21 protein-coding genes are annotated in these 23,856 nt (G+C 46.3%); 9 read left to right on the top strand and 12 right to left on the bottom strand.

Annotated elements, in window-relative coordinates; genetic code table 11:
* Positions 1–39: 39 nt before the first annotated feature.
* From QT992_RS05590 to QT992_RS05545, 10 genes are all read right to left on the bottom strand, one after another.
* A complete protein-coding gene (locus QT992_RS05590; protein WP_333376697.1) occupies positions 40–942 on the bottom strand; it encodes a peptidoglycan-binding protein in 903 nt (300 codons plus the stop codon).
* A 41-nt stretch (positions 943–983) separates the two neighbouring features.
* Positions 984–1,886, bottom strand: a complete 903-nt coding sequence (locus tag QT992_RS05585; protein WP_333376695.1) for a glycoside hydrolase family protein — start codon at positions 1,884–1,886, stop codon at positions 984–986.
* Between the two features lie 782 nt (positions 1,887–2,668).
* Positions 2,669–3,946, bottom strand: coding sequence for a bifunctional sterol desaturase/short chain dehydrogenase (locus QT992_RS05580; protein ID WP_333338149.1), 1,278 nt, complete (start codon positions 3,944–3,946; stop codon positions 2,669–2,671).
* Between the two features lie 73 nt (positions 3,947–4,019).
* Complete coding sequence (locus QT992_RS05575) at positions 4,020–4,646, bottom strand: restriction endonuclease subunit R (RefSeq protein ID WP_333338208.1); 627 nt, start codon at positions 4,644–4,646, stop codon at positions 4,020–4,022.
* Between the two features lie 23 nt (positions 4,647–4,669).
* Positions 4,670–5,293 carry a restriction endonuclease subunit R gene (locus tag QT992_RS05570; protein WP_333338152.1) on the bottom strand — a complete coding sequence of 208 codons (624 nt, stop codon included), beginning with the start codon at positions 5,291–5,293 and terminating at the stop codon, positions 4,670–4,672.
* Between the two features lie 105 nt (positions 5,294–5,398).
* Positions 5,399–6,295 (bottom strand): polysaccharide deacetylase family protein, encoded by an 897-nt coding sequence (locus tag QT992_RS05565; protein ID WP_333338155.1) that lies wholly within the window; start codon positions 6,293–6,295, stop codon positions 5,399–5,401.
* 260 nt (positions 6,296–6,555) lie between these two features.
* Positions 6,556–8,199, bottom strand: a complete 1,644-nt coding sequence (locus QT992_RS05560) for a family 10 glycosylhydrolase (RefSeq protein ID WP_333317437.1) — start codon at positions 8,197–8,199, stop codon at positions 6,556–6,558.
* A gap of 359 nt (positions 8,200–8,558) precedes the next feature.
* Complete coding sequence (gene psb27 / locus QT992_RS05555) at positions 8,559–8,957, bottom strand: photosystem II protein Psb27 (protein WP_333037005.1); 399 nt, start codon at positions 8,955–8,957, stop codon at positions 8,559–8,561.
* 148 nt (positions 8,958–9,105) lie between these two features.
* Positions 9,106–10,359 (bottom strand): DNA replication/repair protein RecF, encoded by a 1,254-nt coding sequence (locus QT992_RS05550; protein WP_333317517.1) that lies wholly within the window; start codon positions 10,357–10,359, stop codon positions 9,106–9,108.
* Positions 10,360–10,609: 250 nt separating this feature from the next.
* Positions 10,610–13,435, bottom strand: coding sequence for a cation-transporting P-type ATPase (locus QT992_RS05545; protein ID WP_333338159.1), 2,826 nt, complete (start codon positions 13,433–13,435; stop codon positions 10,610–10,612).
* Positions 13,436–14,223: 788 nt separating this feature from the next.
* On the opposite strand from QT992_RS05545, the gene QT992_RS05540 reads away from it, so the two are divergent.
* The 9 genes from QT992_RS05540 to QT992_RS05500 all read left to right on the top strand — a co-directional run bounded on the left by QT992_RS05540 (position 14,224) and on the right by QT992_RS05500 (position 22,972).
* Positions 14,224–14,394 carry a hypothetical protein gene (locus QT992_RS05540; RefSeq protein WP_333244972.1) on the top strand — a complete coding sequence of 57 codons (171 nt, stop codon included), beginning with the start codon at positions 14,224–14,226 and terminating at the stop codon, positions 14,392–14,394.
* A gap of 512 nt (positions 14,395–14,906) precedes the next feature.
* Positions 14,907–15,425: a phycocyanin subunit beta gene (locus tag QT992_RS05535; RefSeq protein WP_333037001.1), complete on the top strand. Its 519-nt coding sequence runs from the start codon at positions 14,907–14,909 to the stop codon at positions 15,423–15,425.
* A gap of 102 nt (positions 15,426–15,527) precedes the next feature.
* Positions 15,528–16,016 carry a phycocyanin subunit alpha gene (cpcA, locus tag QT992_RS05530; protein ID WP_006631256.1) on the top strand — a complete coding sequence of 163 codons (489 nt, stop codon included), beginning with the start codon at positions 15,528–15,530 and terminating at the stop codon, positions 16,014–16,016.
* A gap of 148 nt (positions 16,017–16,164) precedes the next feature.
* Positions 16,165–16,980 carry a phycobilisome linker polypeptide gene (locus QT992_RS05525; RefSeq protein ID WP_333317441.1) on the top strand — a complete coding sequence of 272 codons (816 nt, stop codon included), beginning with the start codon at positions 16,165–16,167 and terminating at the stop codon, positions 16,978–16,980.
* Between the two features lie 193 nt (positions 16,981–17,173).
* Positions 17,174–18,043: a phycobilisome linker polypeptide gene (locus QT992_RS05520; protein ID WP_333317443.1), complete on the top strand. Its 870-nt coding sequence runs from the start codon at positions 17,174–17,176 to the stop codon at positions 18,041–18,043.
* A 287-nt stretch (positions 18,044–18,330) separates the two neighbouring features.
* A complete protein-coding gene (locus tag QT992_RS05515; RefSeq protein ID WP_333317445.1) occupies positions 18,331–18,627 on the top strand; it encodes a phycobilisome linker polypeptide in 297 nt (98 codons plus the stop codon).
* Between the two features lie 497 nt (positions 18,628–19,124).
* Complete coding sequence (locus QT992_RS05510; RefSeq protein ID WP_333283217.1) at positions 19,125–19,958, top strand: HEAT repeat domain-containing protein; 834 nt, start codon at positions 19,125–19,127, stop codon at positions 19,956–19,958.
* 401 nt (positions 19,959–20,359) lie between these two features.
* Positions 20,360–22,171, top strand: coding sequence for a hypothetical protein (locus QT992_RS05505; RefSeq protein WP_333338163.1), 1,812 nt, complete (start codon positions 20,360–20,362; stop codon positions 22,169–22,171).
* A 174-nt stretch (positions 22,172–22,345) separates the two neighbouring features.
* Positions 22,346–22,972, top strand: coding sequence for a HEAT repeat domain-containing protein (locus QT992_RS05500; RefSeq protein ID WP_333317449.1), 627 nt, complete (start codon positions 22,346–22,348; stop codon positions 22,970–22,972).
* On the opposite strand, the gene QT992_RS05495 is transcribed toward QT992_RS05500, so the two are convergent.
* Both QT992_RS05495 and QT992_RS05490 read right to left on the bottom strand, forming a co-directional pair.
* The gene (locus QT992_RS05495) at positions 22,961–23,254 is read right to left on the bottom strand and encodes a DUF2103 domain-containing protein (RefSeq protein WP_333144464.1); all 294 of its coding nucleotides are present in this window, start codon (positions 23,252–23,254) and stop codon (positions 22,961–22,963) included. The genes QT992_RS05500 and QT992_RS05495 overlap by 12 nt on opposite strands.
* Positions 23,255–23,354: 100 nt before the next feature.
* The gene (locus tag QT992_RS05490) at positions 23,355–23,822 is read right to left on the bottom strand and encodes a response regulator (protein ID WP_333338167.1); all 468 of its coding nucleotides are present in this window, start codon (positions 23,820–23,822) and stop codon (positions 23,355–23,357) included.
* Between the last annotated feature and the right edge of the window lie 34 nt (positions 23,823–23,856).

Here is a 23,856-nt window from a genome sequence, read left to right as displayed (position 1 = left end):
TCTTCAGCTCAAGATTTTGTTAATTCGATCGCGAAAATTTCAAGCCATTTGTTCGCGGGTTTTTGGTCCGACAATTCCGTCTGGCTTCAAACCCTTCTTCTGCTGAAATTCCTTGACGGCTTTATCTGTTGCTGGCCCAAATTCACCATCAGCTCCAACTACAATCCCAGCCTTTTTCAAACCCTCCTGAAGCTTGAGTACATCCGAACCTTCCATTCGGGGGATCGCCAAGCGCAAGGTTCTGGGTTTGCCATCCCACGGCGCTTTAGAAAACCCTGGAGCAGGAGAGAGATTAAGTGCATTCTCGGTTTGAGGACCAAAACCGCCATCCTCGCTAATCTTTGCATTAGGATTGTTCTGATTCCAAAGCTGCTGAAATGCGAGTATTGATTTGCTGCGAAGATCGATCGTGCCGCCACCTTGGTAGTCGAAGTGAGGTGGATCGCCCGGTAATGGATACCAGCCATACCGCATCAAATAAACTTCCCAGCCTCTTGCATCTTCAATGTCGATCGCTAACCCAGTTTGGTGGTTGCTGGCTCCCGGTGGAGCTACAGGATTAGAGTTGTTGAAGCGATCGTTATACAGTAGCATTTGCTGAGCGATCGTGCGGTAGGCAGAGTTCACCTGCATAGTTTGACCTCGATCTTGAATCGCTCTCTGGAGTGCCTGTTTTGCAGGGGCTTGTACATAGGGAAAGGCTGCATCCAGCAAGTCTACATTGAGGTCATCAAAACTGACAAAGGCATCTGGCACAATTAGTTGGAGTTGATATATTAACTGCTGAGATAAGCCATTTACCACCGCAGTCGAAGACATGGGTGCATCTTTGAGCAATCCGGGAAAACTGCCTTTAATTTCCAACATATCCCGTTCGACAAATTCTTCACAAGCCTCGACAATTACAGGTTGATTAAAGAGAAGATCGCTTGAGTCAGTCATGGTTTTCTCCTATGGGTTTGAATTTGGTTACACAATCGATGTTATAGTCCCAATTCTTTTCGTGTTTGGGCACCTACAACACCATCCGCAGTTAGCCCTTTCTGCTGCTGAAACTGCCGCACTGCCTTGTCAGTATCATTGCCAAAGAATCCATCAGGTTCGAGATTAATTCCTGCTGTTTTCAAAGCTTCTTGCACTTGACGAACATCCTCACCTTGCATCATGGGTTCGGTGAGTTTCAAAGTGCGAGGTGCTTCTGAGATTGTTTCACCTGTTACTTCTTCGCCTGTTCCTTCATAGGTTAAGAATGACTGCCAGGGTTTTCCCAAAAACAGCGATCGTTCAGCCAATCGTCGGCGTGTCAGCCCTAGCCAGGGTTCACCATTTACCTTATTCCAGCGAGGAAACTGATTAGCAGCTCCTTGATAATTTCCCTCGTTCAAAAGCCTCAGAAGAGTTGAATCTCCAAAACCTCCTGGCCCCACGTTGAAGCAGAAACAAACCAGTGCAGAAAACTGATTGTCATTGAGCTGAACTTCAACCGCATCCTCAACAAAGGATTCAAATTTTTCTAAATCTTTGCTCAGCAATTCTTCTGCTTGCGTTTGGCTAATCGTCAGGCCTGGAAAAACATCGTTGCCAGTGTGTCCGTAACCAATTGTCCAAACTCCACCGCCGTCATCATAAGCAGTTAGCTTACATCCTTCAAAGGCAGTCAGAAGCTTCAAGCCTTCTCCATTGATTTGCTTTGAACCTCTGCGTTCTGCCACATCAGGCGGTTGTTCGTCTGGAGGATGAATGTTGTATGTTTTAGCCACGCTGAACTTTAAAGCATCGATTAATGCTTTTACTTGTCCATTGGTCTCGGTGACTTTAACGGCTAGGTCGTCTTTTATTTCGTACACGCGACCATCGCCGAAGATTTCAAGTGATCTTCTTGGCATTTTAGTTTTTCCTTTGGAAAAGGTAGATGAACTCGAAGGACGCATCCTGAAGATCCCGATCGCCAAACTTTTGCCTGCCTCTGACAACGTGTGAAAAGAGTTGATCAATTCATACTTGTTATCCAAAGTCTTTGTTCGACCAGTGATTTCACTAATTACGTCTGTCCCAAAGTAAATTCCGGGATTTTCTTGAACTTTTACAAAAGTTTATTTTTGCCGATCGAGAACGGTGTGGTGCTTGTTCTCTTTACCGATCGCGATCGCCCAATTCCACCACTATCAAATTACACTTATGAGTCCTGGACGTATCAACTAATCAACGAGCATAGTTGAAACCCACATTCAGCAGCCGCAACGGGCCGCGTACAGTACCCCGTGCGGATAGAAGTGAATCAGGAGAAACAGTAGTTAGTAATAATATTCAATAATGTGTATCAGTAAGTATAACCCTGTTGGGAATGGGGCCCGAAACAGCTCTCGATTCCACTCCCCGTCAACGGTTTTGACCCAATGAGTCAGAAGAGTGGGTTTGCGGCTGTGGGAGTGGGGGCGTCAGCTTAGGAATGAGAATTAAATAACTTCCACAAGTTTGTGGGATGGGCGTCCCGCCCGTCCTTTTTGGACGGGCGGGACGCCCATCCCACAATAACAATTAAAAGTGTAAGTTATTTAATTCGCGATCCTTAGTCGTGACGATGCGAGAAACGCTTTAGTTTTGTAGAATTTAGCAGCAGGGCGGACAGTCACAGCCGCCGCCCCTGCGGAAACCCGGTTTTGGTGGATTAATTAATCTTAGATTCAACGCTAGATTTTTCCGATGTCGCCACTGCTTTAATCTCTGAAATCGCTTTCCGGCTGAAAATTTGGAAGTAAAGAGAAACAAAAAACTCTTTGACTGGAAAAATGATAAAAGTCAAAGGATTAATTGTGACGATGATATTGCGGGCATCCGCTTTAGCTTGTTTGACAACTTGCTGCGCTACCCAATCTGGAGACATGATGCCGATCGGGTTTAAGTTGCTTTTAAACGGCCCTAAAATCAGTTTGCGAACGATGCAGGGTGCGTCTAGCCGGCGCAGGGTGACTAAATCTCCCAGGGCGCGCTTGCTGAGTTCGTAGAGGGGACTGACAGCGGGAATTACTTCTGCCTCGGAAGTGTTGATCCAGACTTCTTTGCAAGCGATGTTTTCGTTAGTGCGGACTGTTAAGAAAAAGAGTTCCATCAGCCGCCACGCGGAAAAAGTGTTAATTTCGTATGAGTTTGCGATCGCCTCTCCTGTTCTTTCTCGCTGTACGTTAATCCCGTGATTGATGACGAGAATATCGATTTTTTCTAACAATAGGGCTAAGTCTGCCTCTTGGCCAGCTTGCCAAGTTACGGTTTTTACAGGTAAATTTTCGCCGTCTACATCCAAAGTAATTTCCTCATTTCCAGAGGAGAGGGCGATCACTTTTGCACCAGCTTTGTGCAGGTGTTTGAGTAGCAAACGCCCTAAAGTTCCAGATGCACCGGTGACGGCTACAGTTTTGCCTTTGAGAGAAAGTGCTGTACCCATAAGTTTATCTATTAAGGTGAAAGTACCGCAATAGTAAGCATTTTGATTGTCGAAGTGATGCCGCCAGTGATAAGGTTTATTAACTAACCACTTGCCAGGGGGAGTCAGGAAGTCTCCCGGTTGGTGGGTGATGTCGGTTAATTCGTCTGCGCCTTTGATGCCGCACGCGCGGGCGATCGCGCTCAACAAAAAGCCTAAAGTATAAATACAACCCGCTGCTGCGCCCCAGTGATATTCCGGTAGCCCAAAATAAGCTACAACCCACAGCAACAAGCCCAAAACCATCATCGCCGCACCTTCGGGCACGTCGTGACGCCAGTGTGCTTGCTTGTAAATTGTCTCGCTGACGGGGGTCAAATTCGGGCGGAAAACGCGGTGATGCCAAGTGTGCAGCTTTTGCAGGGGTGCCCAATAATGGGATACGACGTGATAAAAGTCTCGTATTATTTCTGCCCAGCAGACAGAAGCTATTGCCACAGCGCCGACTATCCAGTAATTTACCATGCTCGCATTAGTTTGAAATTTGAGATATTAGAGATTGTCTGTTTTGAAAGATAACTCAAAATGGCTTTTATTGCTAGTCTGGAAGTTGACTCAGGCGTTTTAAAATCTGCAAAACGCGGTACAATTCATTGCCGGGATTGGAAATAACAAATTCTGCCGATCGGGCATACTGGGGATTTTCCCCTCTGACTAACTTCACAAAAGAGAAGTTAGCACCTGTAGAAATCATGCCAAAAGTAGGAGTTTCAGGATTGGGATCTGCCAGCATATATGTCAGGAGTTGTGCGAGTGCTTCGTCAGTTGAAAACGAAAGTTGTTTGGATTCAATTACTGTCACCCACAAGTTTGCTTTCATAATTAGGATATCTATTCTGCCTTCGATGATTCTGCCTTCGTCTTCCTCTTGAATGGCGATCGACTTTTCGGCTTTGACTTGAAAAGGAGACTCATACAGACCGGCAATAAACAAAATGGGGCTGATAATTGTTAGCTTGACGGCATTTTCCAATACCGGCGGAGAGTCTACCAAGTTGAAGTATATGTCTTGGACGCGATCGAGCAATTGTTTTTCTGAGTCGGTTACTTCGGGTAAGTTTTCTTGCCATTCTCGGAAAAATTCGCTGTTGCGAACTCGCTGCAAGCCAAAGTTATCGATTAGATAGCGGAGGTTGATGTCTCTTGCTTGTAGTTTTTGCAGCATAATTTGCACCATAATTGACTATTTTAAGCTAGTTGACTCAGGCGTTTGAATATCTGCAAAACGCTGTACAGTTCGTTATCGCGTCTGCGAAGTGAAAATTGCTCCGACAAAGCATAACGTGGAGTTTCTCCTCTGACTAACTTGACAAAAATAAAGTTACCACCAGTAGTAATCATGCCAAACGTAGGCTTTTCTGGATGAGGACTAGCCCACATATAAGCTAGGAGTTGTCCCATCCCTTCCTCAATCGAAAAAGCTGCTTTTTTGGATTCAATTACCATTACCCAAAACTGGTCTTTTAAGAGTAATATATCAAGTCTGCCTTCGAGGATGACGCCATCGTCTTCCTCTTGAATTTGAATGGATTTTTCAGCTTTTACCTGAAAAGGAGATAGGTAAAAGCCGGCAATAAACAACAGCGGTCCTACTACTGACAGCTTAACTACATTTTCTAGTAAGGGTGGATATGTAAGTAAATTGATAAATCCGGCTTTCAGCCTGTCTAGCAATTGTTTTTCTAACTCGGTGATTTCGGGCAAATTATCTTGAAATTCTCGAAGAAATTGCTCGTCTTCCGCTAGCTGAAGACCGAAGTTGTCTATTAAGTAACGGATGTTTATATCTTTGGCTGCGAGTATTTGTGTCATGGTTTTATTTTTATATAACGATAGTCCTATTATACTGCGATTTTTCTGCATTTTGATATTTTTACAGGTAAGTTTTCACATTTTATAAATTGTATACCGTGCAATTTATTTAGGTTCCAGGTCAGCAATTCGCTGTTTTTGTCCAGCTTGCATTTGCAACAATTGCGGCACGGTTACAAAACGATATCCCTGCTGTTTGAGTTTGGGAATAATTGCAGATAGCGCCTCGACTGTTTGCTGGCGATTGCCGCCGCCGTCGTGCAACAACACGATCGCCCCCGTTGAAGCTTGGGATAGCACGCTACGGGCGATCGCAGGGGCCGGAGGTTGCAGAAAGTCTTTAGGGTCGATCGACCACATCACCACTACATAATTCTTCTTTTGAGCGTAATTTGCCAAACCGTTATTTAAGCGGCCGCCGGGAGGGCGAAACAAGAAACTTTTTGCCCCAGTCGATCGATAAATATGAACACCAGTATTATCTATTTCATCCGATGCTGTTTTTTCGGTAACATTGTGAGAATAGTGATGCCAAGTATGATTGCCGATCGCATTTCCCGCTTGCACAACTCTTTTCGCAATTTCTGGATACTCCCGCAAATTTGCACCCAAACAGAAAAATGTACCCACAACTTGATGTTTGTGCAAAACTTCTAATATTTTCAAAGTTTCAGGCGAAGGGCCATCGTCAAATGTCAGGGCGATAACTTTTGAGTTGTTAATACTGGCTTTATAAACAATTTGGCTGCGAAATTGCGCGGGCGGTGCGAAGACTAAAGGTTGTTGGGAAGGTTTGGGAGAGGGATTTGCGGGGGGAGAAGGGGGTGTTTTGAGTTTTGGGGGTTTCAGGAGGTTTGGAGGCGGATTTTCAACGGGTGCGATCGGTATTAGCGGATTTGAATTAGCGGTTTTTCGGTTTTCCCACAACAGGGAAATTGTGAGGCTCAATCCGATAAGTAGAACGGTTTTAATTACCCATGTTTTATTAATTTTGGGACTCATCAAATAGAGGATTTATTTTGAACAATCTCATTATGCCTGATTGTTCAGCTACGTTGAAAATTTGGTAAATTAATTTTTTTTGCCAAAGGTCGATCGCACTCAATCAATACTGAGGCAAAAACCGGGTTTTTTTAGGCAAATCAATCGTGGTTCGCCGCCGATTCCGATAGAAAAACCCGGTTTATTGATCCAAAATCTACGCTTTTAGTCTCCCCAACCATAAAACTAGATGATGACACCCTCTGCGGCCAGAAATATATCTACAATCTGCAAGTTTGCCGTGCCCTTTCATCCTCCGGTTCTTGCCACCCAAAAGCAAAATGACTCACCGCATTAATTTGCGGCGTTGCAGAGCGAATTGCCTGCATTTGAATCTCCAAAGACGGCCGATTTTTGAGAGGTTTTCCCCAATCTCCAGCAATGGCAGGAATAATTTTTGCTCCCGCAGGCGCTAAACTCACTGTTCGCTGCACCTGCGGCACAATGCAGCTTACATCCCCGCAATTTCCGTAAGACATGGCGTGGAATTCCATTGCAGCCGGAAAGGTGTCCCAAGGCTGCAATCTCGAATCATATCCCCCTTGATTTATCGCTTGATTTGCAGTGGGAAAAAACACTGCTCCTACAGGAATTCCCATCCTTTGAGCTGGTTGAATTGCTATTCCCAAAAAATCTAAAATCCCTTGGACTGCGTGAGCAACGCTCAGTTTCCACAGGTCTTTTTGCAGAGTGCCGGTATCGGGAAGCGGCGGTGTCGGTTTTGGTGTGGGAGTTGCAGGGTTGGGCTTGTTAGTGGCGGAAGTTGTTGAGGCCGATCTTAATGCGGCATTCTGGCTTCTAGAAGGTGGAGTTGCTACTGATATTGGCTGCGGAATTCGGCCCTGCCAAAGAGGTTCTCGCTCAGTTGGATACTGTTTGACTACTGCTTGAACGTCATTAGGATTGATAAATCCTTTAGCCAAATACCGCTGAATTAAATCTCGCCCTTGCTGGTTGCTAGCCCGCTGTAAAAGAACTTGCTGCGATGCTGGGCCGTAAATCCACAAGTCTTGAACTTTGGTAGCAACTGAAGCTGGTCCGATGCCCCGTAGATAGCGAATGTAGTCGAATAACATTCCTTGCGGCTTGCGCTTGACTATTTGATTTACTAACAAAGTATAGTCTTGCCGTGCTTGTGGGTTGTACGGATCGATAAAGGCTTGATTGCCCGGAACTTCTCCGAAGTCCTCGTTAATTGCTGCCTCTTCGCTTACTGTTAAACTTGTCTGATTTTTACCGTTGATAGCGAGGGTTTGCTGTCTGTCTGGACGCTGAGAATAGCTATAGCCAAAGTTCATGGTAAATAACCAGGCGTATACTTTTAAACCTCGCTGTTTGCCTTTGGCGATCGCCTTTTCTAACAAGTCGTATTTCTCGTAACCGCGATTTCTCACAACAGAAGGCCAAGCCGTAGGATTGTCGGCGGCTGGGAGCAGCACTTGACCATCGTAAAACACTTCGACATAGACTTGGTTGTAGCCTTTATTCACAACTTTGTCTAATACTCGATCGAGTTCTCCGGGTCTGACATCGCAGGGATACAAACGCAGCCAAACTGCTTGGGTTTCGGGCCAAGTTTTTTTGCGGCATTCTGCTATTTCCCGCGCGTGTTTGTTCAAAACAGCAAAATATGCTTGCTGAGATTCCCGTTTTCCCGACAGCGCGGCGCGGCGCAAGTCTTCTTTTTGATTGACCTGTTCTTGGGATAATTGGCAATAGGCTGATGTTTGGGCAAAAGCTGGTTGATTTCCGATAAACGGCCAAACAAGCTGGCTGATGAAGCTACTGGTTAAAACAGCAGTTACCGCACTTAAAAAGCGTCGCTGGTGTTGAAAATTCGCGATGCGAGTTGGTGCAATTTTCATGGGAGAGTTGGAGGGGGTTTTCTGGTTTAAATTGGGTGGCGATCGCATTTTTGCGATCGCGCTCAACAAGCAGCTACAAATTTTCTACTTTTTTCTGTTGACCTAGTTATGGCACAAGTCGATCGCACAATGCAAATTCTATCTGGAGGCTATTTAAATTCAATAAGGGCGATCGGGTAAGATAAGACTCCGCGATTAAACGGTTTTGCAGTATTTTTTCCCTAAATGCTGCATAAAAAAGCGCCTGGATACAGTGGGCGCTAAAAGCAGTTGATATTTCTACTAAAAATTGTTAACACTCAAATATCAAGGATGCAAGATGAATTATTAAAATTTATCCTCGATCCTAAATTTTGAGATTAAGCTCCTCTGTTAAGAGCAGCTTCAATCTGCTGAAATTCTGACTCAAGACGCTTTTTCAATTTTTCAGGAACGGGACGGTTTGGATAGGAACTGTAATGTCCTGCCAAAGAGTTTAATGCCGTCCGCATTGTCGTGAAAGAGGCCAGCTTGGTAAGAGCGGGATCGCGGCGGTATTCAGCAAAAAAATCGTTGATACTTGTGCGAGCCTGGGCTTGAGCGGCTGCTTTTTCCGGCGTGCCCTCTGGCAAAGTGAGCGCTGTTCTCAAGCTCTTCACTAATGCTAATGTGTCTTGGCCATAATCTCCACTCAGAGTGGCGGGAACATTGGTACAGCCCGCTACGCCGATGACAACAACTAATACCAGGGCTAACAGACGGGAAATGTAATGCTTCATAAGGTGTAGAAAAATGGAAGCGAAAGCGGTAATCAAAATTAACCTTTATCCTATCTCGAATTGAGCTAATAATGCCACTTTCTACAATTTTTGGGTCTAAATACCATGAAACAGAAAATTTGTCAATCTAAAATCTAAAATCTAAAATCTAAAATCGATTGATTTGTCCAGCAACGACGGAGAGAATTTGGGTTTGTCGCAGCCACTGAGCATCAAAAGCGCCTAGGTGAGTTGTAGTAATCAGAGTTTGAAATCGTTCTTGAATTGTTTCTAAAAGTTGATTTTGGCGGCTCAGATCGAGTTCTGCAAGTACGTCGTCGAGCAAGAGTAAAGGCGCTTCGCCGACGACTTCTTCAATAAGCTGCAATTCGGCTAATTTTAATGCTAATACCAGAGTTCGCTGCTGACCTTGGGATGCGTATTGACGAGCTGGGGTATTGTTAATGGTAAATGTAATGTCGTCGCGGTGGGGGCCGACTAAAGTGGTTCCTTGAAACTGTTCGGCGATCGCCCTTTTTTGAATTTTCTCTAAAAATGCTTGCCGCACTCCTTCGAGATTGTCTTTAGCGATAAATTCTGAACTTACTTCAATATTAGCATCGTATTTTACATCTAAAACTTCTGCTGAACCGCTAATTGAACGGTGCCAATTTCGAGCTAAAGGCATCAAACGCTCCAAAATTCGATCGCGCCTGCGGATGACGCGAGCGCCCGCTGTCGCCAACTGCGCGTCCCACAAAGCTAATTCCGAACTGGGAATTGGGAATTGGGAATGGGGAATTGGGAATTGGGAATGGGGGATGGGTAAGTCTTCTGTATTCTCCGGTTCGGGACTTTCGGGTGCAATAAATCGCATTTTGTCAAAACCTTCGGAAAATTCCGCTTTCCTGATTTCTTTAGAACGTTTCAACAGAGCGTTTCGCTGGCGCAAAATTTGGTTGTACTGCTGCAAAATGTGAGCGTAAATCGGTTCTAACTGGATGACTAGGCGATCGATCCAATTGCGCCTTCCTTCGGGCCCGCCGCGCACTAAGTCCAAATCCAAACAAGAAAATTGCACTACATTTAAGACGCTCAAAAAGTCTAAATGGCGGCGCAGCGGTTCACCGTTGAGCTTCAGTGTCCGACGCGCCCCAGAGCGAAGAGTTAAAGCTAAGTCGATCGCTCCGGTTTGACGTTCGAGTGTAGCATCAATTTGCCCGATCGGCTTTGAGTCGAGTATTAAATCGCGATCGCGCCCTACCCTGTGGCTTTTTAATGTAGAAAGCAACTCTACCGCTTCTAACAAGTTAGATTTTCCTTGAGCGTTATTTCCTACTAAAATAGTTTTGGGAGCGTCAAACGCTACCTTTTGATCGAAGTAGTTCCGAAACTGCCGTAGGTGCAGCGTTTTTAAATACATAATATAATGACTGTTGACTGTTGACTGTTGACTGTTCACGTGGGTTATTGATAATCACCCTGCCTGAAAAATCTTTGTTTTTATTTGTATTTTTAAAACATAGTTTTTTCAGTCCTCATAGCGAGGACTTTTGCTTTGAGGCAGGGGTTAAAAACCCCTGCGGGATATCTTGCGGATGTTGAGAAGAGCGCGGAATGAGAGCCATCTAACGAATAATGAAACATCGCTCACTATCCGTCAGCCGTTAACACTATTTCCTAGATTTGTTGTAAAAGCGCACAAACAGTTTTTCCATTTCAATCCAGACAAACATCAGAGCGCTGAAACCGAAGCAAACTAGCAACTCAAACCCCGTTAAATAATGAGTGCCGAAAAAGGCTCTCAGCGGCGGAACGTAAATCAGCATTAATTGCAGCATAGTAGTCACAATTACAGCCCCCCACACAAAAACATTAGTGAAGGGATTTAACTCGATAGTTAGCTGAGTGTTAGACCGAATTGCGATCGCGTGACCCATTTGTGCCAAACAAAGAGTTGTAAACACCATTGTTTTCCAAGCTTCGGGATCTCCAACATGGTTAGGGTTGGTGGTATATCCGTAAGCCCAGGACATCATTGCGATCGTCAAAATTGCAAAAATAATCCCGACCCGAATCATGTAAGAACCCAAACCCCGCGCAAAAATACTTTCTCGCGGACTGAAAGGAGGCCTTTTCATCACGTTCGGTTCCCCCGGTTCCACGGCCAAAGCCAAAGCGGGAACGCCGTCTGTTACTAAGTTCATCCACAAAATTTGCAGCGGCGTCAGCGGCACTCCTCCCAAACCCATTAAAGGTGCGGCCGCAATTGTCAAAACTTCGCCGATGTTGCTGCCCAAAATGTACTTAATAAAGCGGCGAATATTGCTATAAACCACTCGCCCTTCTTCAGCGGCGGCGACAATAGTTGCGAAGTTGTCGTCGAGGAGCACCATATCGCTAGCTTCTTTGCTGACATCGGTGCCGGTAATCCCCATTGCGATGCCGATATCGGCTTGTTTCAAGGCGGGGGCGTCGTTAACGCCGTCGCCGGTCATTGCGACAAATTTGCCCCAACTTTGCAAAGCTTGGACAATCCGCAATTTGTGTTCTGGGGAGACGCGGGCGTAAACGCTAACCTGTTCGACTTGCTGTTTGAGTTCTTCTTGGCTGAGCTTTTCTAATTCTTGACCGGTGAGAACTCGATCGCCCTCTGTTGCAATACCTAAATCGTAGGCGATGGCTTTTGCTGTCAACTGGTGGTCTCCTGTAATCATCACCACCCGAATGCCAGCATTGCGGCACTTCACCACAGCTTCCCGCACTTCCGGCCGCGGGGCGTCCAGCATACTGACGAGTCCCAGCCAAATCATGTCTTGTTCGCTGGTTTCCTCAGAACCTTCGGGAGGCAGGTTTTCCCAGAGTTTGTACCCAAACCCGAGGACTCGCAAACCGCCGCTTGCCATGTTGTTGTTTTCGACGAGGATGCGATCGCGCATTTCCTGGGTTAAAGGTTGTACTCGATCGCCGACTATAATGCCTTTGCAGCGTTCCAAAGTCAACTCTGGAGAACCTTTGGTCAGCATCAAATAATTCGGCTGCTGTCCTTCCACTGCTGGAAATCCGGAATGTCCCGATCGGCCCGGCACTTCGCAAATCACGCTCATCCGCTTGCGTTCGGAAGAAAAAGGAAATTCCGCCGTCCGCGGCAGCAATTGAGACTGTTTTTCCTTATAAATGCCTGCTTTTCCCGCTACACAAAGCAGAGCTCCTTCTGTGGGGTCGCCTAAAATCTGCCATTCTTGCTGTTCTTGTTGCAATACTGCGTCGTTGCAAACTGCACAGGCAATTAATAAAGATTCGAGTTCTGGATATTCCTCTAAATTATTAATTTTGGCCGATGTCAGGCGATCGGTAAAATCTCCGATCGGTGCATAGCCGTCACCTGCGACGGCGACTGTGCAGTCGCCCGTCGAGACTAGCTGAACTACCATTTTATTTTGAGTCAGAGTACCTGTTTTGTCAGAACAAATAGTAGTTACCGAACCCAAAGTTTCTACTGCAGGCAGTTTGCGAATCAGGGCGTTTCGCTTCACCATCCGCCTAGTTCCGAGTGCCAGAGTGACTGTCACGACTGCTGCGAGTCCTTCGGGAACCACAGCCACAGCCATGCTTAGAGAAACTTCTAACAACTCTTCAAACCTGCTGGTATCGAACCCGATGCCGCCGTTTTGGAAGGTAATCATGCCGCCGATGACGACTATTGCGACTAAGGCTAGGGCACCGGAGACTAGAACATTTCCCAACTGGCTCATCCGCTGTTGCAGGGGAGTCGGTTCGGTTTCTACTGACTGAAGCATGGTGGCAATTTTGCCCAGTTCAGTTTTCATTCCGGTGTTGGTGACGATCGCCTTTGCTCGTCCCTGAACAACTTCTGTGCCCTGAAAAATCAGGTTGAGTCGATCGCCCAAGGAAGCATCTTCTGGAAGTTCTAGCTCTGCTTGCTTGGTAACTGCTAGAGCTTCTCCTGTCAAAGCTGATTCTCTGACTTGCAGATTTGATGTTTCGATCAAGCGTGCGTCTGCTGCTATTTTTACCCCAGCCTCTAACAGCATCACGTCTCCGGGTACGAGTTCCTTGGCTGCTATTTCCGAAGTTTTGCCGTCCCGCACGACTCTGACTAGGGGGGAAGCGAGGTTTTTGAGGGCTGCGAGGGCTTTTTCAGCACTTTGCTCTTGGAAATAGCCGAGAATGCCGTTGAGTATGACGATCGAAAAAATGGCGATCGCATCTTTGGGAAAAGTATTCGACCTGATGTCCAAAAAAGCCGAAATCACGGCCACACCCATCAGCATCAACAACATGATGTTGGTGAACTGATCGACAAAAATCGACCACGGACTGCGGCCTCCTGTTTCTTCGAGTTCGTTGGGGCCGTATTGCTGCAAGCGTTCTGACACCTGTTTGCTGCTCAAGCCAGCGTCTTTGTTGCTGCTTAGCTGCTGGAGAGTTTGGTCAATTGCTACGGTGTGCCAAGAAGAGGGAGAATTTGAAGACATAAATTACGAGCGATCGTGGGGAAATTAGGCGAATGAGGCCGGACAGCTACAGCCGATCCATCTGGCTGATTACAGTGAGAGACTTTTCAGTTTTGAGTTCTGAATAAAAAACTGTTCACATTAGGACTGGTTTTGGGCGGTTCGATGCCGGGGAAGCAAAAAGCTTTCAACTTCACTGCGTCTGGTGGCTCGATCGCGCCGTTTGTAGACCTACGGCTGTTTTCGTATAGTAAACGAATTCTTGTAAACTCAAAGAAGATAGCGGTAGACAGTGGTAGTATGTAATAGGATAGGCTACCGTTTGAAACCAGCGCCGAAGCATGGGACTAAGCGAAAAAGTTTCCTAGTAAGCGTAACGGCTCAGCTCCCAAAAGCGTAACGCATTGAATAGCGCTTTCAATATTTTGTTGAAAGCTTTGAGAGATACCTCCCGATCAGGGTTCGCTAAAAGCGATGCCTGATCTGCCATACACAGTAGATCGAGGCGCAATCCTGGATTTACCGGGTTAAATGTATCTGATAGCACCTATCCACCTTACCAAAAATAATGGGTTTAAAGCCCCGTCCTTCGCTTGACGGAAGGCCAAGCAGTGATTCTTGGAATCCCGCGGTACGGCCGGGGAGGATGTCAATATATAGATGAAGAAAGTTTTTTTGCAACCGCTGCAGGACAAACAGTAGATGCTTCCTCTGGGGTCAAATCCAATGACTCCCCAGACCAAGCATCCCCGCGTTATGAAAGACCGGGCCGGGTCTTTCAACTTCCAACGGCTGAGTTTTGTCACTAAATGCTGATATTTCCGGCAAAAGCTGAGGCTGTGGCGATCGGGTTGACAATCTTTGGGATTTTTCCCACACGCAATTCTGCCGCCATCCTGACATGGGGCAGAATTTTTGCTTGTTTCCCTATTCCCCCAGCCTTCTATTACCAAAACTTTAATTTACTTAACACTTCTTAACAATCCCGCTTTTCCACAGAAAGCTAACAAAGGCGATCGGCCCACGGGACGGTTCGGGGGGGTTCTACGGCCACAGCAGGGCGAGCGAAGCAAACTCTTCGTTTATGAGTACCCTCGCGCATCTATCCTAGGAATGAGATTTGCCCGCACTTGCACCCCCAATATTTACCTTCTTAGAGAGATAAGTTTCTGTAATAATTTGTAATAAACAAACGCAGGCGAGCATTGTATAAAGTTATCAGAGGGTTGAAAACGACAGGCCAAAGTTAACAAAAACCCTGATTGACAAGGTTTGTCGCATCTCATAAAAGATGTAAAATTTTCTAAGGTTTCTTAAACCTCCGTTGCAATGTAACAATAGTGCAGGTAGCGGAAAGGGAGAGATCGATGGGACCAGCAGATTAGCTGGCATCAAATTTCAACCCTTGCAGGCACTCGTAGCCTGAACAAATTTAACTTAACGGTTTTATACCGCAACCAAACTCAATTAACTCAAATAGGAGAGTTCTTTCATGTTTGACGCATTTACAAAAGTGGTTTCCCAATCTGACGCTCGGGGCGAATTTCTAGCTCAGGGTCAACTAGATGCTCTCAGCAGCATGGTTTCCGACGCCAACAAGCGGATTGACGCAGTAAACCGCATCACCGGCAACGCATCCAGCATCGTAGCCAATGCAGCTCGCACCCTGTTCGCTGAACAGCCTCAACTGATCGCTCCTGGTGGTAATGCTTACACCAACCGCCGCATGGCAGCTTGCTTGCGCGATATGGAAATCATTTTGCGCTACGTCACCTATGCAACATTTGCAGGCGACGCCAGCGTTTTGGACGACCGCTGCTTGAACGGTCTGCGTGAAACATACCAAGCTCTGGGAGTTCCCGGTGGCTCAGTTGCAGCCGGCGTGCAAAAAATGAAGGAAGCAGCAATCGCGATCGCTAACGACCCCAACGGTGTTACCCGTGGTGATTGCAGCTCGCTGATGTCTGAAATCGGCAGCTACTTCGACCGCGCTGCCAATGCAGTCGGCTAAAAATAGCCAAGCGAACCTTTCTTGTAAAGAAGCGAGCATCGCATTTTTGCAAACAATCATTTTTGTACAAAAACAACACAACATTAGGGAGAAACCAGAACAATGAAAACCCCTTTGACTGAAGCAGTAACCGCAGCCGATTCTCAAGGCCGTTTCCTCAGCAGCACTGAACTGCAAGTCGCCTTCGGACGTTTCCGCCAAGCAGCAGCCGGTTTGGAAGCAGCCAAGGCTTTGACCGCAAACTCTCAGCGCTTGATCGACGGTGCAGCTCAAGCTGTGTACAACAAATTCCCGTACACACAACAAATGCAAGGCCCTAACTACGCTTCTACCCCAACCGGTAAAGCTAAGTGCTCTCGCGACATCGGCTACTACCTCCGCATGGTAACCTACTGCTTAGTTGCAGGCGGCACCGGTCCGATGGACGAGTACCTGATTGCAGGTGTTGACGAAATCAACCGGACATTTGAATTGTCTCCTAGCTGGTACGTTGAAGCTCTCAAGTACATCAAAGGCAACCACGGTCTGAGTGGCGACGCTGCAACTGAAGCGAATTCCTACATCGACTACGCAATCAACGCTCTGAGCTAGATTTGCGTGATGCCCGGAATTGTAAGCTGCTGTTAGCTTAAGTGTTAGCGGTTGTTTAGAATTCCGGGCATCTGCGATCTAAGCCTAGTTTTGCAAATACTTTTTTAAGCAGTTTTCAGTTTTTAAAGCAAAAAAGGGAGAAGCAAAGATGGCGGGATTAGGTGCGGCAGAACGGTTGGGAATAAAAGCATTTGAAGAAGCGGGACGAGTAGAACTGCGCCCCCACTGGACGCAAGACGATGCGAAAGCAGTAATTCGCGCTGCTTACAGCCAAGTTTTCGGCAATGAGTATTTAATGTCGAGCGAACGACTTACCAGTGCTGAATCTCTGCTGCTGCAAGGGCAGATTTCAGTGAAAGATTTTGTGCGGTCAATTGCACATTCCGAAACTTATCGGAAAAAGTTTTTTTATCCGAACTCGCAAACGCGGTTAATTGAGCTTAATTACAAGCATTTGTTGGGCCGCGCTCCTTACGACGAGTCGGAAATTGCTTTCCACGTTGATTTGTACAATGCAGAAGGCTACGAAGCTGAAATCAATTCTTACATTGACTCAGTTGAGTATCAAGAAAATTTTGGCGAAAGTGTAGTGCCTTACTATCGCGGTTTCGCGACTCAAAGAGGTCAAAAAACCGTCGGTTTTAACCGGATGTTTCAATTGTACCGGGGTTTTGCTTCTAGCGATCGCGCCCAAAACCAAAAGCAAGCGCGGCTAACCTGGGAAGTTGCCAGAAATACGGCTTCGCCCATCTCCACCGCCTCCACCGGAAAAGCCCTTGGTGGCACCTCCGGCGGTTCTCGCGGCCAACTCTACCGAGTCACCGCAATGCAAGGTTCGGCTAAGTTTTCCCCTCAAGTGCGCCGGACTACTACGGAATATCTCGTGCCTTACGAGCAACTTTCGAGCCGCTTGCAGCAAATCAACAAACGTGGCGGCAAAGTGGTAAGTATTACCACAGCTTAAAGTTTGTGTATCGACGTTTTTTTGAAACGTCTTTAGCAAATTAGGACTAAGGCTAAAAAATTCTTCAATTTTATGTGGATATGTAAGGTGTGCAGTGTACACCCTACTTTGAGGCATATTATCTTTAGTCCTAAAAATTTCAAGTGCAACCAAGCATTAAACTTTTGTCATTAATAATTTAGGAGAAAATCTGGTGGCGATTACAACAGCAGCGTCCAGACTAGGAACATCCGCATTGAGCGATGCGCCGAAGGTAGAACTGCGCCCAAACTACACCAAAGACGACGTTGAAACTGTGATTCGTGCGGTTTACCGTCAGGTGCTAGGCAACGACTATTTAATGAAATCCGAGCGACTTATAAGTTCCGAGTCTTTGCTGCGGGACGGAAGTTTGACTGTACGAGAATTTGTACGCGCTGTAGCTAAGTCAGAACTGTACAAAACCAAGTTTTTCTACAACAGCTTCCAAACTCGGACGATCGAACTAAACTACAAACACTTGCTCGGTCGCGCTCCCTACGACGAATCTGAAGTAGTTGAGCACTTAGATTTGTATCAAACACAAGGCTACGACGCTGATATTGATTCTTACATCGATTCAGTAGAGTATCAAGAAAACTTTGGCGAAAGTATCGTCCCTTACTACCGCGGCTTTAACACCCAGCGCGGTCAAAAAACCGTCGGTTTTACCCGGATGTTCCGGTTGTATCGCGGCTATGCAAACAGCGATACATCTCAACTAGAAGGCAATAACTCTCGCTTAGCTGTCGAACTCGGCACTAACACCGCTACGGCTGTAGTTGGGCCCTCTGGCGGTAACGAAGGTTGGGCATATCGGCCTTCTGCCAGAAACGTAACTCCCGCCAGCACTTTCGGCGGCGCGGCAGCTTACGGCAAAGAAGGACGGCTGGTGCGCGTGGAAGTTTCGGGCATTCGCACGGGCGGCTATCCCAGCGTGCGCCGCAGCAGCAAGGCTTTCATCGTACCTGTTGAGGAGTTGTCCTCGCAAATGCAGAAATTTCAACGCATGGGCGCGAAAATCGCCAGCATTACTCCAATTTAGTCATACCAATTTAATGTGAAGTTGCACATATCTCGATCCCCCTAAATCCCCCTTAAGAAGGGGGACTTTGAGAAGAATATTGTCCCCCCCTTAGTAGGGGCGGTGCGACCCCTACTCCCCGTGCCCGCCCTCTTTGTTAGGGGGGATCAGATTCTATGCAGCCTCATAAAAAATTGGTATCAGTTGGCAGTTGGCAGTTGGCAGTTACTAGCTTTTAGTCAACAGTCAACAGTCAACAGTCAACAGTCAACAGTCAACAGTCAGAATTACCAATTACCAAGAAGCTTATGTTGGGTCAAATTGTAGGTGGAAAAAGTGGCAATACAGCTTCGGCTGGTCGCTGCTTTCGGTATGAAGTTGTCGGCTTGCGCCAAAGCGATGAAACAGATAATGTGGATTATTCGATTCGATCGAGCGCGAGTACATTTATCAACGTGCCTTACAATCGGATGAATCAAGAAATGCAGCGGATTACTCGCATGGGCGGGAAAATTGTCAGCATTCATCCTTTAAACGCGGGTGCAGAATCATCCCATGAGTCATCCCATGAATCATCCCATGAATCATCGCACGATCACCAATAGTTTGGTTGCAGGGGCGATGAAAATCGCTCCGACACAAGCTAGAAGGGGCGATGAAAATCGCTGCTAGACAAACAAAGTCCACTCCAAGCGGACTAAGAGTTAATGTAACCCGCCCAGGCGGGTTTTGTCTGTTTAGTAGCGATTTTAATCGGCGAGTTTCCCTAACCCTTGCAGGTTTTTTCTGTGTAGCAGCGATTTCAAGAGACTGTTGGCGAATTCACATAGGGTTTCACCCCTCACCTCTGAAACCAGCACTCGCGGTGTTTCTCACATAGATGTAGTAGGTTGGGTAGAGCGTCAACGAACCCTACGCAACGCTTGGCCCAACACATTATTTTAAAAGAGTTGGGCCAAGCGAAGAGTTGGGTTTCGCTCGCGCTCTACCCAACCTACACTATCTACATTTTACCTATGAGGGGTATTACCCTTTTTAAATTCGCCAACAGTCTCTTCCAATCGCCGAATAACTAATAACTAATAACTAACAACTAATCACTATGGATTATTACGAATCCGACTCAGCGCCGGCGGGTGTAGCTGAGGGCGAGTCTTTAACTGTTGAACAGGCGATCGCAAATTTGCACTCCCAAGATTACAGTCTCCGGTATTATGCTGCTTGGTGGGTGGGCAGATTTCGAGTCAAGGAACCGGCAGCTATTGCAGCTTTAATTGCCGCATTAGAAGAAGAATCAGAACAAACAAAAATTGGCGACTATTCCCTATTACGAAATGCGGCGCGGGCTCTGGGTAAATTGGGCGACAAACAAGCCTTACCGGCCCTGATTCGCTGTTTGGAATGCGCCGATTATTACGTGCGGGAAGCGGCGGCTCAAGCTCTAGAAATGCTGGGCTATCGCGATTCTATTGAGCCGCTAATGAAGCTATTGGATGGGGGCGTAGCTGTGGCTGTGCGAGTGCCAGGAAAATCGCACCTCGTGCAACCTTACGACTCGGTAATTGAAGCTTTGGGAACCCTGCAAGCGACAGAAGCAATACCGCTAATTTCACCTTTTTTAGAACATTCTGTGGAGCGGGTGCAGTACGCTGCGGCGCGGGCGATGTATCAGTTAACTGGTGAGCGGGTTTATGGAGAGCGGTTGGTAAGTGCTTTGAATGGGGATAATTTGCAGTTGAGGCGATCGGCTTTGATGGACTTGGGGGCGATCGGCTATTTGCCGGGAGCGCAAGCTATTTCTGAAACTTTAGCAGAAAATAGCCTGAAATTGATTGCGCTCAAAGGAGTTTTGGAGCATCACCTCAATCAACAAGAATCTCTATCTTTGTCAGATGAGGCTATCCGCGTTATGGATTTAATGGATAGTTTACTGTGAAAAAAATTAGTTTACAAATGAAATAGGATTGCTGTAGCGATTCTCAATTGTCGGCCGTAAATTCAGGAGACAGCACATTTCAGGACACAGCGCCGTGCTGTTTCCCTACCGCATATCTGTATTTCATGGAGTTGAGAACTGCTATTTTCTCGCTTTTATCCGGGTGAACCGATGGCTGATGATTTGATGGAATAAGAAACGAGGCTTTAGGTACTAATTTTTATAAATTTCAGTGAAAATACTGAGGTTTGTAGCTGTAGTTGGTGAAACCGAACTGTTAAAATAATATTACCATCTGGATGAGTTTTCAGTTAAAAAAGTTTGGGTTTTGACGGCGGGCGATCGCGGAATGCTGGGAGATGGTTGTGTAGCAGCTAGAAGTATAAATCGGGGGATTCATCATGAACAACGATCCTTTTGAAGTCCAGGTGCAACATTTTGCAGCGCTGAAGTCCAAGTATCAAGCAACAAAATATGAAGATTCATCTCCTTCTAGTCTACTATATCTCATCCTGCAAAAAGCTGATTTAGAATATGCAATTACCGACTTCGAGTGGGATTGGTTAGTAAACCAAGGGCTTTTGGAAACAATAGAAGCTATCGAGAAAGAGCCACTACATAAGGATGAACAACGAAGAAAACTAGATGCTAAATTTTTTCAACTCAAGTCTAAGTTCAAAGTAACCAGAGATCCCGATTTACGGCTATCCAGTTGTTTGTATCCTATCCTTTGGAAGCTTGACTCTGAAAATCAGCTAACTGACTTAGAAGTTAAATACCTGAAACAACGGGGGCTTACTGAAACAGTTGCTATCGTTGAAGAGATGGCGCGATTTGCTGCACTAAAGGCTAAGTACCAAGCAACTGAAGATCCAAATTGTTCGCTTGATAGCCCCTTGTATCAAATCCTCAAGCAACTGGATGCACGACAAATATTAAGTGATGTAGAGGCTAACTGGCTGTTCAACAACCAACTGATTGATACTCTAGAAATTTTTTGGCAACAAAAAGCTGGACGGGAAGCTGAGTTTGCCCAACTCAAGGATAAGTACAAAGCTAGTGAATACCCAGAAACATCTGTCTGTAGTCCGCTCTATCAAATCCTGAAAAACCTGGATGCAGATATACAGTTGAGCGAGTCAGAACTTAACTGGCTGGAAGAGCATCAACTGAGCGAAACGCTTAGCATTGTTTTGGAGATTGAACAAACACGGCACTTTGCTGAACTGAAAGCTAAGTATAAAGCTACTACCTATGAGGATTCATCCCTCTCTAGCCATCTTTATAAAGTTCTCAAAAAAATTGATTTAGACAATCAGCTAGGTGAGCAGGATATTAACTTTCTGAAAAAGCGTAAACTGACTGAGACAATTACTCTTGCGCTTGACAAATATGTTGCTAGTCTGAAGTCTAAGATTCAATCGGGAGAGCTGTTGAGTGAGGCTGATATTGATTGGGTGAAACAGAATGGACGTGAGGATGTAATTACTTTTGCCCAAGAAAAGGAATTTGCTGCTCTGAAGGTCAAGTATCGGATTATAGATCGTGATTTCCCTTTCGATCCGTTTTACGCAATCATGGTCAAATTGGAGAAAGAAGAGCGTCTAGATCCTGTGTTAGTTGTTCAGTTAATACAACAGGGACTTTTAGCTAGTCATGGAAGGATTGCTATGGCTTACCACAGACTTGAAGCGCGTTTCTACGATCGGGAATATGAGCGCACTGGAAATAAATGGAACTTGCCCAACGCCAGCAGTCATTGGCGCAAGGCAGATGAACCGAAAAGTGCATTGCAGGTGACAGAAAATCTGGACTTCGACAAAATAAAAGAAAATAAGCTCAAGTCAGCTTTGCTAACAACTAGGGGCGGTGCTTTTCGAGATATTGATAAATTAGATGATGCACAAAAGTGCGCGCTCAAAGCTATTGAGTATCAGCCTCAGAGTCATCATCCTTACACTTTGATGGGAGCTATTTGTTTTGAGCGGAGTCAATTTTCAGAGGGTGAGCGTTGGTTTAACGAGGCAATTAAACGCGGTGCTGAATCAGAAGATATAGATTCTGAACTCAAGCAGGTTGTCAAAAATGCTAAGGATGAGAAGCGTCGGGAAGTTGTGGAATATCTGCTGAAAAAAAATCCGCAGCGGTATGCTTGGGCTAAGGCTTATAGGAAGCGCGAAGGCGGTGAGGATGCACAGCGCAAGAATTCCTAGCGCGGGTATGGAGTCGAGTTTTTTGCCGATTCGACTCTTTAACCAAGACTGTCCTACTTCGAGCAGGGTAAGCTTTCCAAGTTAATCGCCGCGCCTCACCCACGCTGCAAAAAGTTCGATCGCGCGATCGACCCAACCTACAATTACAATAGTCACGGTAAAGCTTACAAATAAATGGCATTAGAACTAATTCAGGCTGTCGAACAAGCAGATTCTTCCGAAGGCTTGTTAAACGCAGTCAAAGCACTGGCGGCGACTCCCTCAACACAAGCAATTCCTACCTTAATTACAGTCCTCGGTTACAACAACCCAGGCGCCGCTGTTGCCGCCGTTGACGGGCTGATTCAACTCGGAGAAGCTGCGGTGCTGCCGCTTCTAGAACAGCTTGACGGCTACAATTACGGGGCGAGAGCTTGGGCTGTTCGGGCTTTGGCGGGAATTGGCGACCCCAGGGGTTTGGAGATTTTGCTCGATGCAGCGGCGAATGACTTTGCTTTGAGCGTGCGGCGGGCCGCGGTTAGGGGTTTGGGGACGATTTGCTGGGAATTGATGCCTGCAGAACAAATTGCAGATGCTCAACTTCGCGCTGTGAAAACGCTGCTGCAAGCGTCCCGAGACCCAGAATGGGTGGTTCGCTACGCAGCAGTGGGGGGTTTGCAAGCTTTGGCGAGTGCTGCGACTGTTAAACCGGATTGGTTAGCGGAAGTTTCGGCCAGACTTGAGGAAATCACCCAAAGCGATGAAACTACTTCAGTTAAGGCTCGGGCTTTGCTTGCTAAGAAAATATTGTCACTTGGCTAGGGTTTGGGCGATCGTCTCTTCCAAGTCCCCTTGAGTGAGAGTCGTTAATATAAAGACTTCTTGTACGGTTTTGCCCTGTCGGGCGATGATTTTAAATCCCCCGCGGATGGGTACTGACACTCTTAATGTCATGCGGGGGATGTGTCCTTTAACTTTGTTGATGACCCCAGGAGTGACTGTTTGAATGCCCATTTTTAGGGTGAGGCGCTCTAAAATTGGTATCAAACCGGGAAGGTGGGTAGAGTGGTTCCAAACAAGGCGGCCTTTGGGTTGTGCGTTCATAAATATTTAACCAAATTCAACATACCCAGTCTAAGCCACCCCTGGGAGGAACCAATTTGCAATTCCCTCAACTTCTGTATCCATAACGTTACTGTGCGTGTCATTGCGAGCCAACCGAGGCAATCTCAAACCGAGATTTTTGATTGCTGGCGCGCAAGCTATGATTTGATGGCGCAGAATTGTCCTGTACTTTTTGATGTTGTGGGTTGCTAACTGTCGGTTTTTCTAGTTGAGTGGCGATCGCCCCGAGGATTTCTGTGACACTGCAAGGTTTCTGGAGATATCCGTCTGCTTTGAGTTCCAGGACTTTTTCCATCTCCGAGGCTGTCATAAAAATAAACGGAATGCTGGCGGTTGCAGGGTGCGATCGCACGGCGGCGAATACTTCAAAACCGTTTAGTTCCGGCATCATGACATCAGACAAAATTAAATCGGGAATTTGGGCAGCTAACTGGATACCAACTTTTCCATTTTCAGCGCCGACAGCTTCAAAACCGCGCGATGCCAGAACTTCTAATACCGTTTCTCGAATTAAGTTATTGTCTTCAATTACTAATATTTTGGTCATTGTTGTTACTTTTATGTTGGTTTTATTTTTACTT

Origin of the sequence: Microcoleus sp. T3_D1 (genome assembly GCF_036700405.1) — a bacterium.
Taxonomy (GTDB): domain Bacteria; phylum Cyanobacteriota; class Cyanobacteriia; order Cyanobacteriales; family Microcoleaceae; genus Microcoleus.
This window is presented reverse-complemented; position numbering and strand designations above follow the sequence as displayed.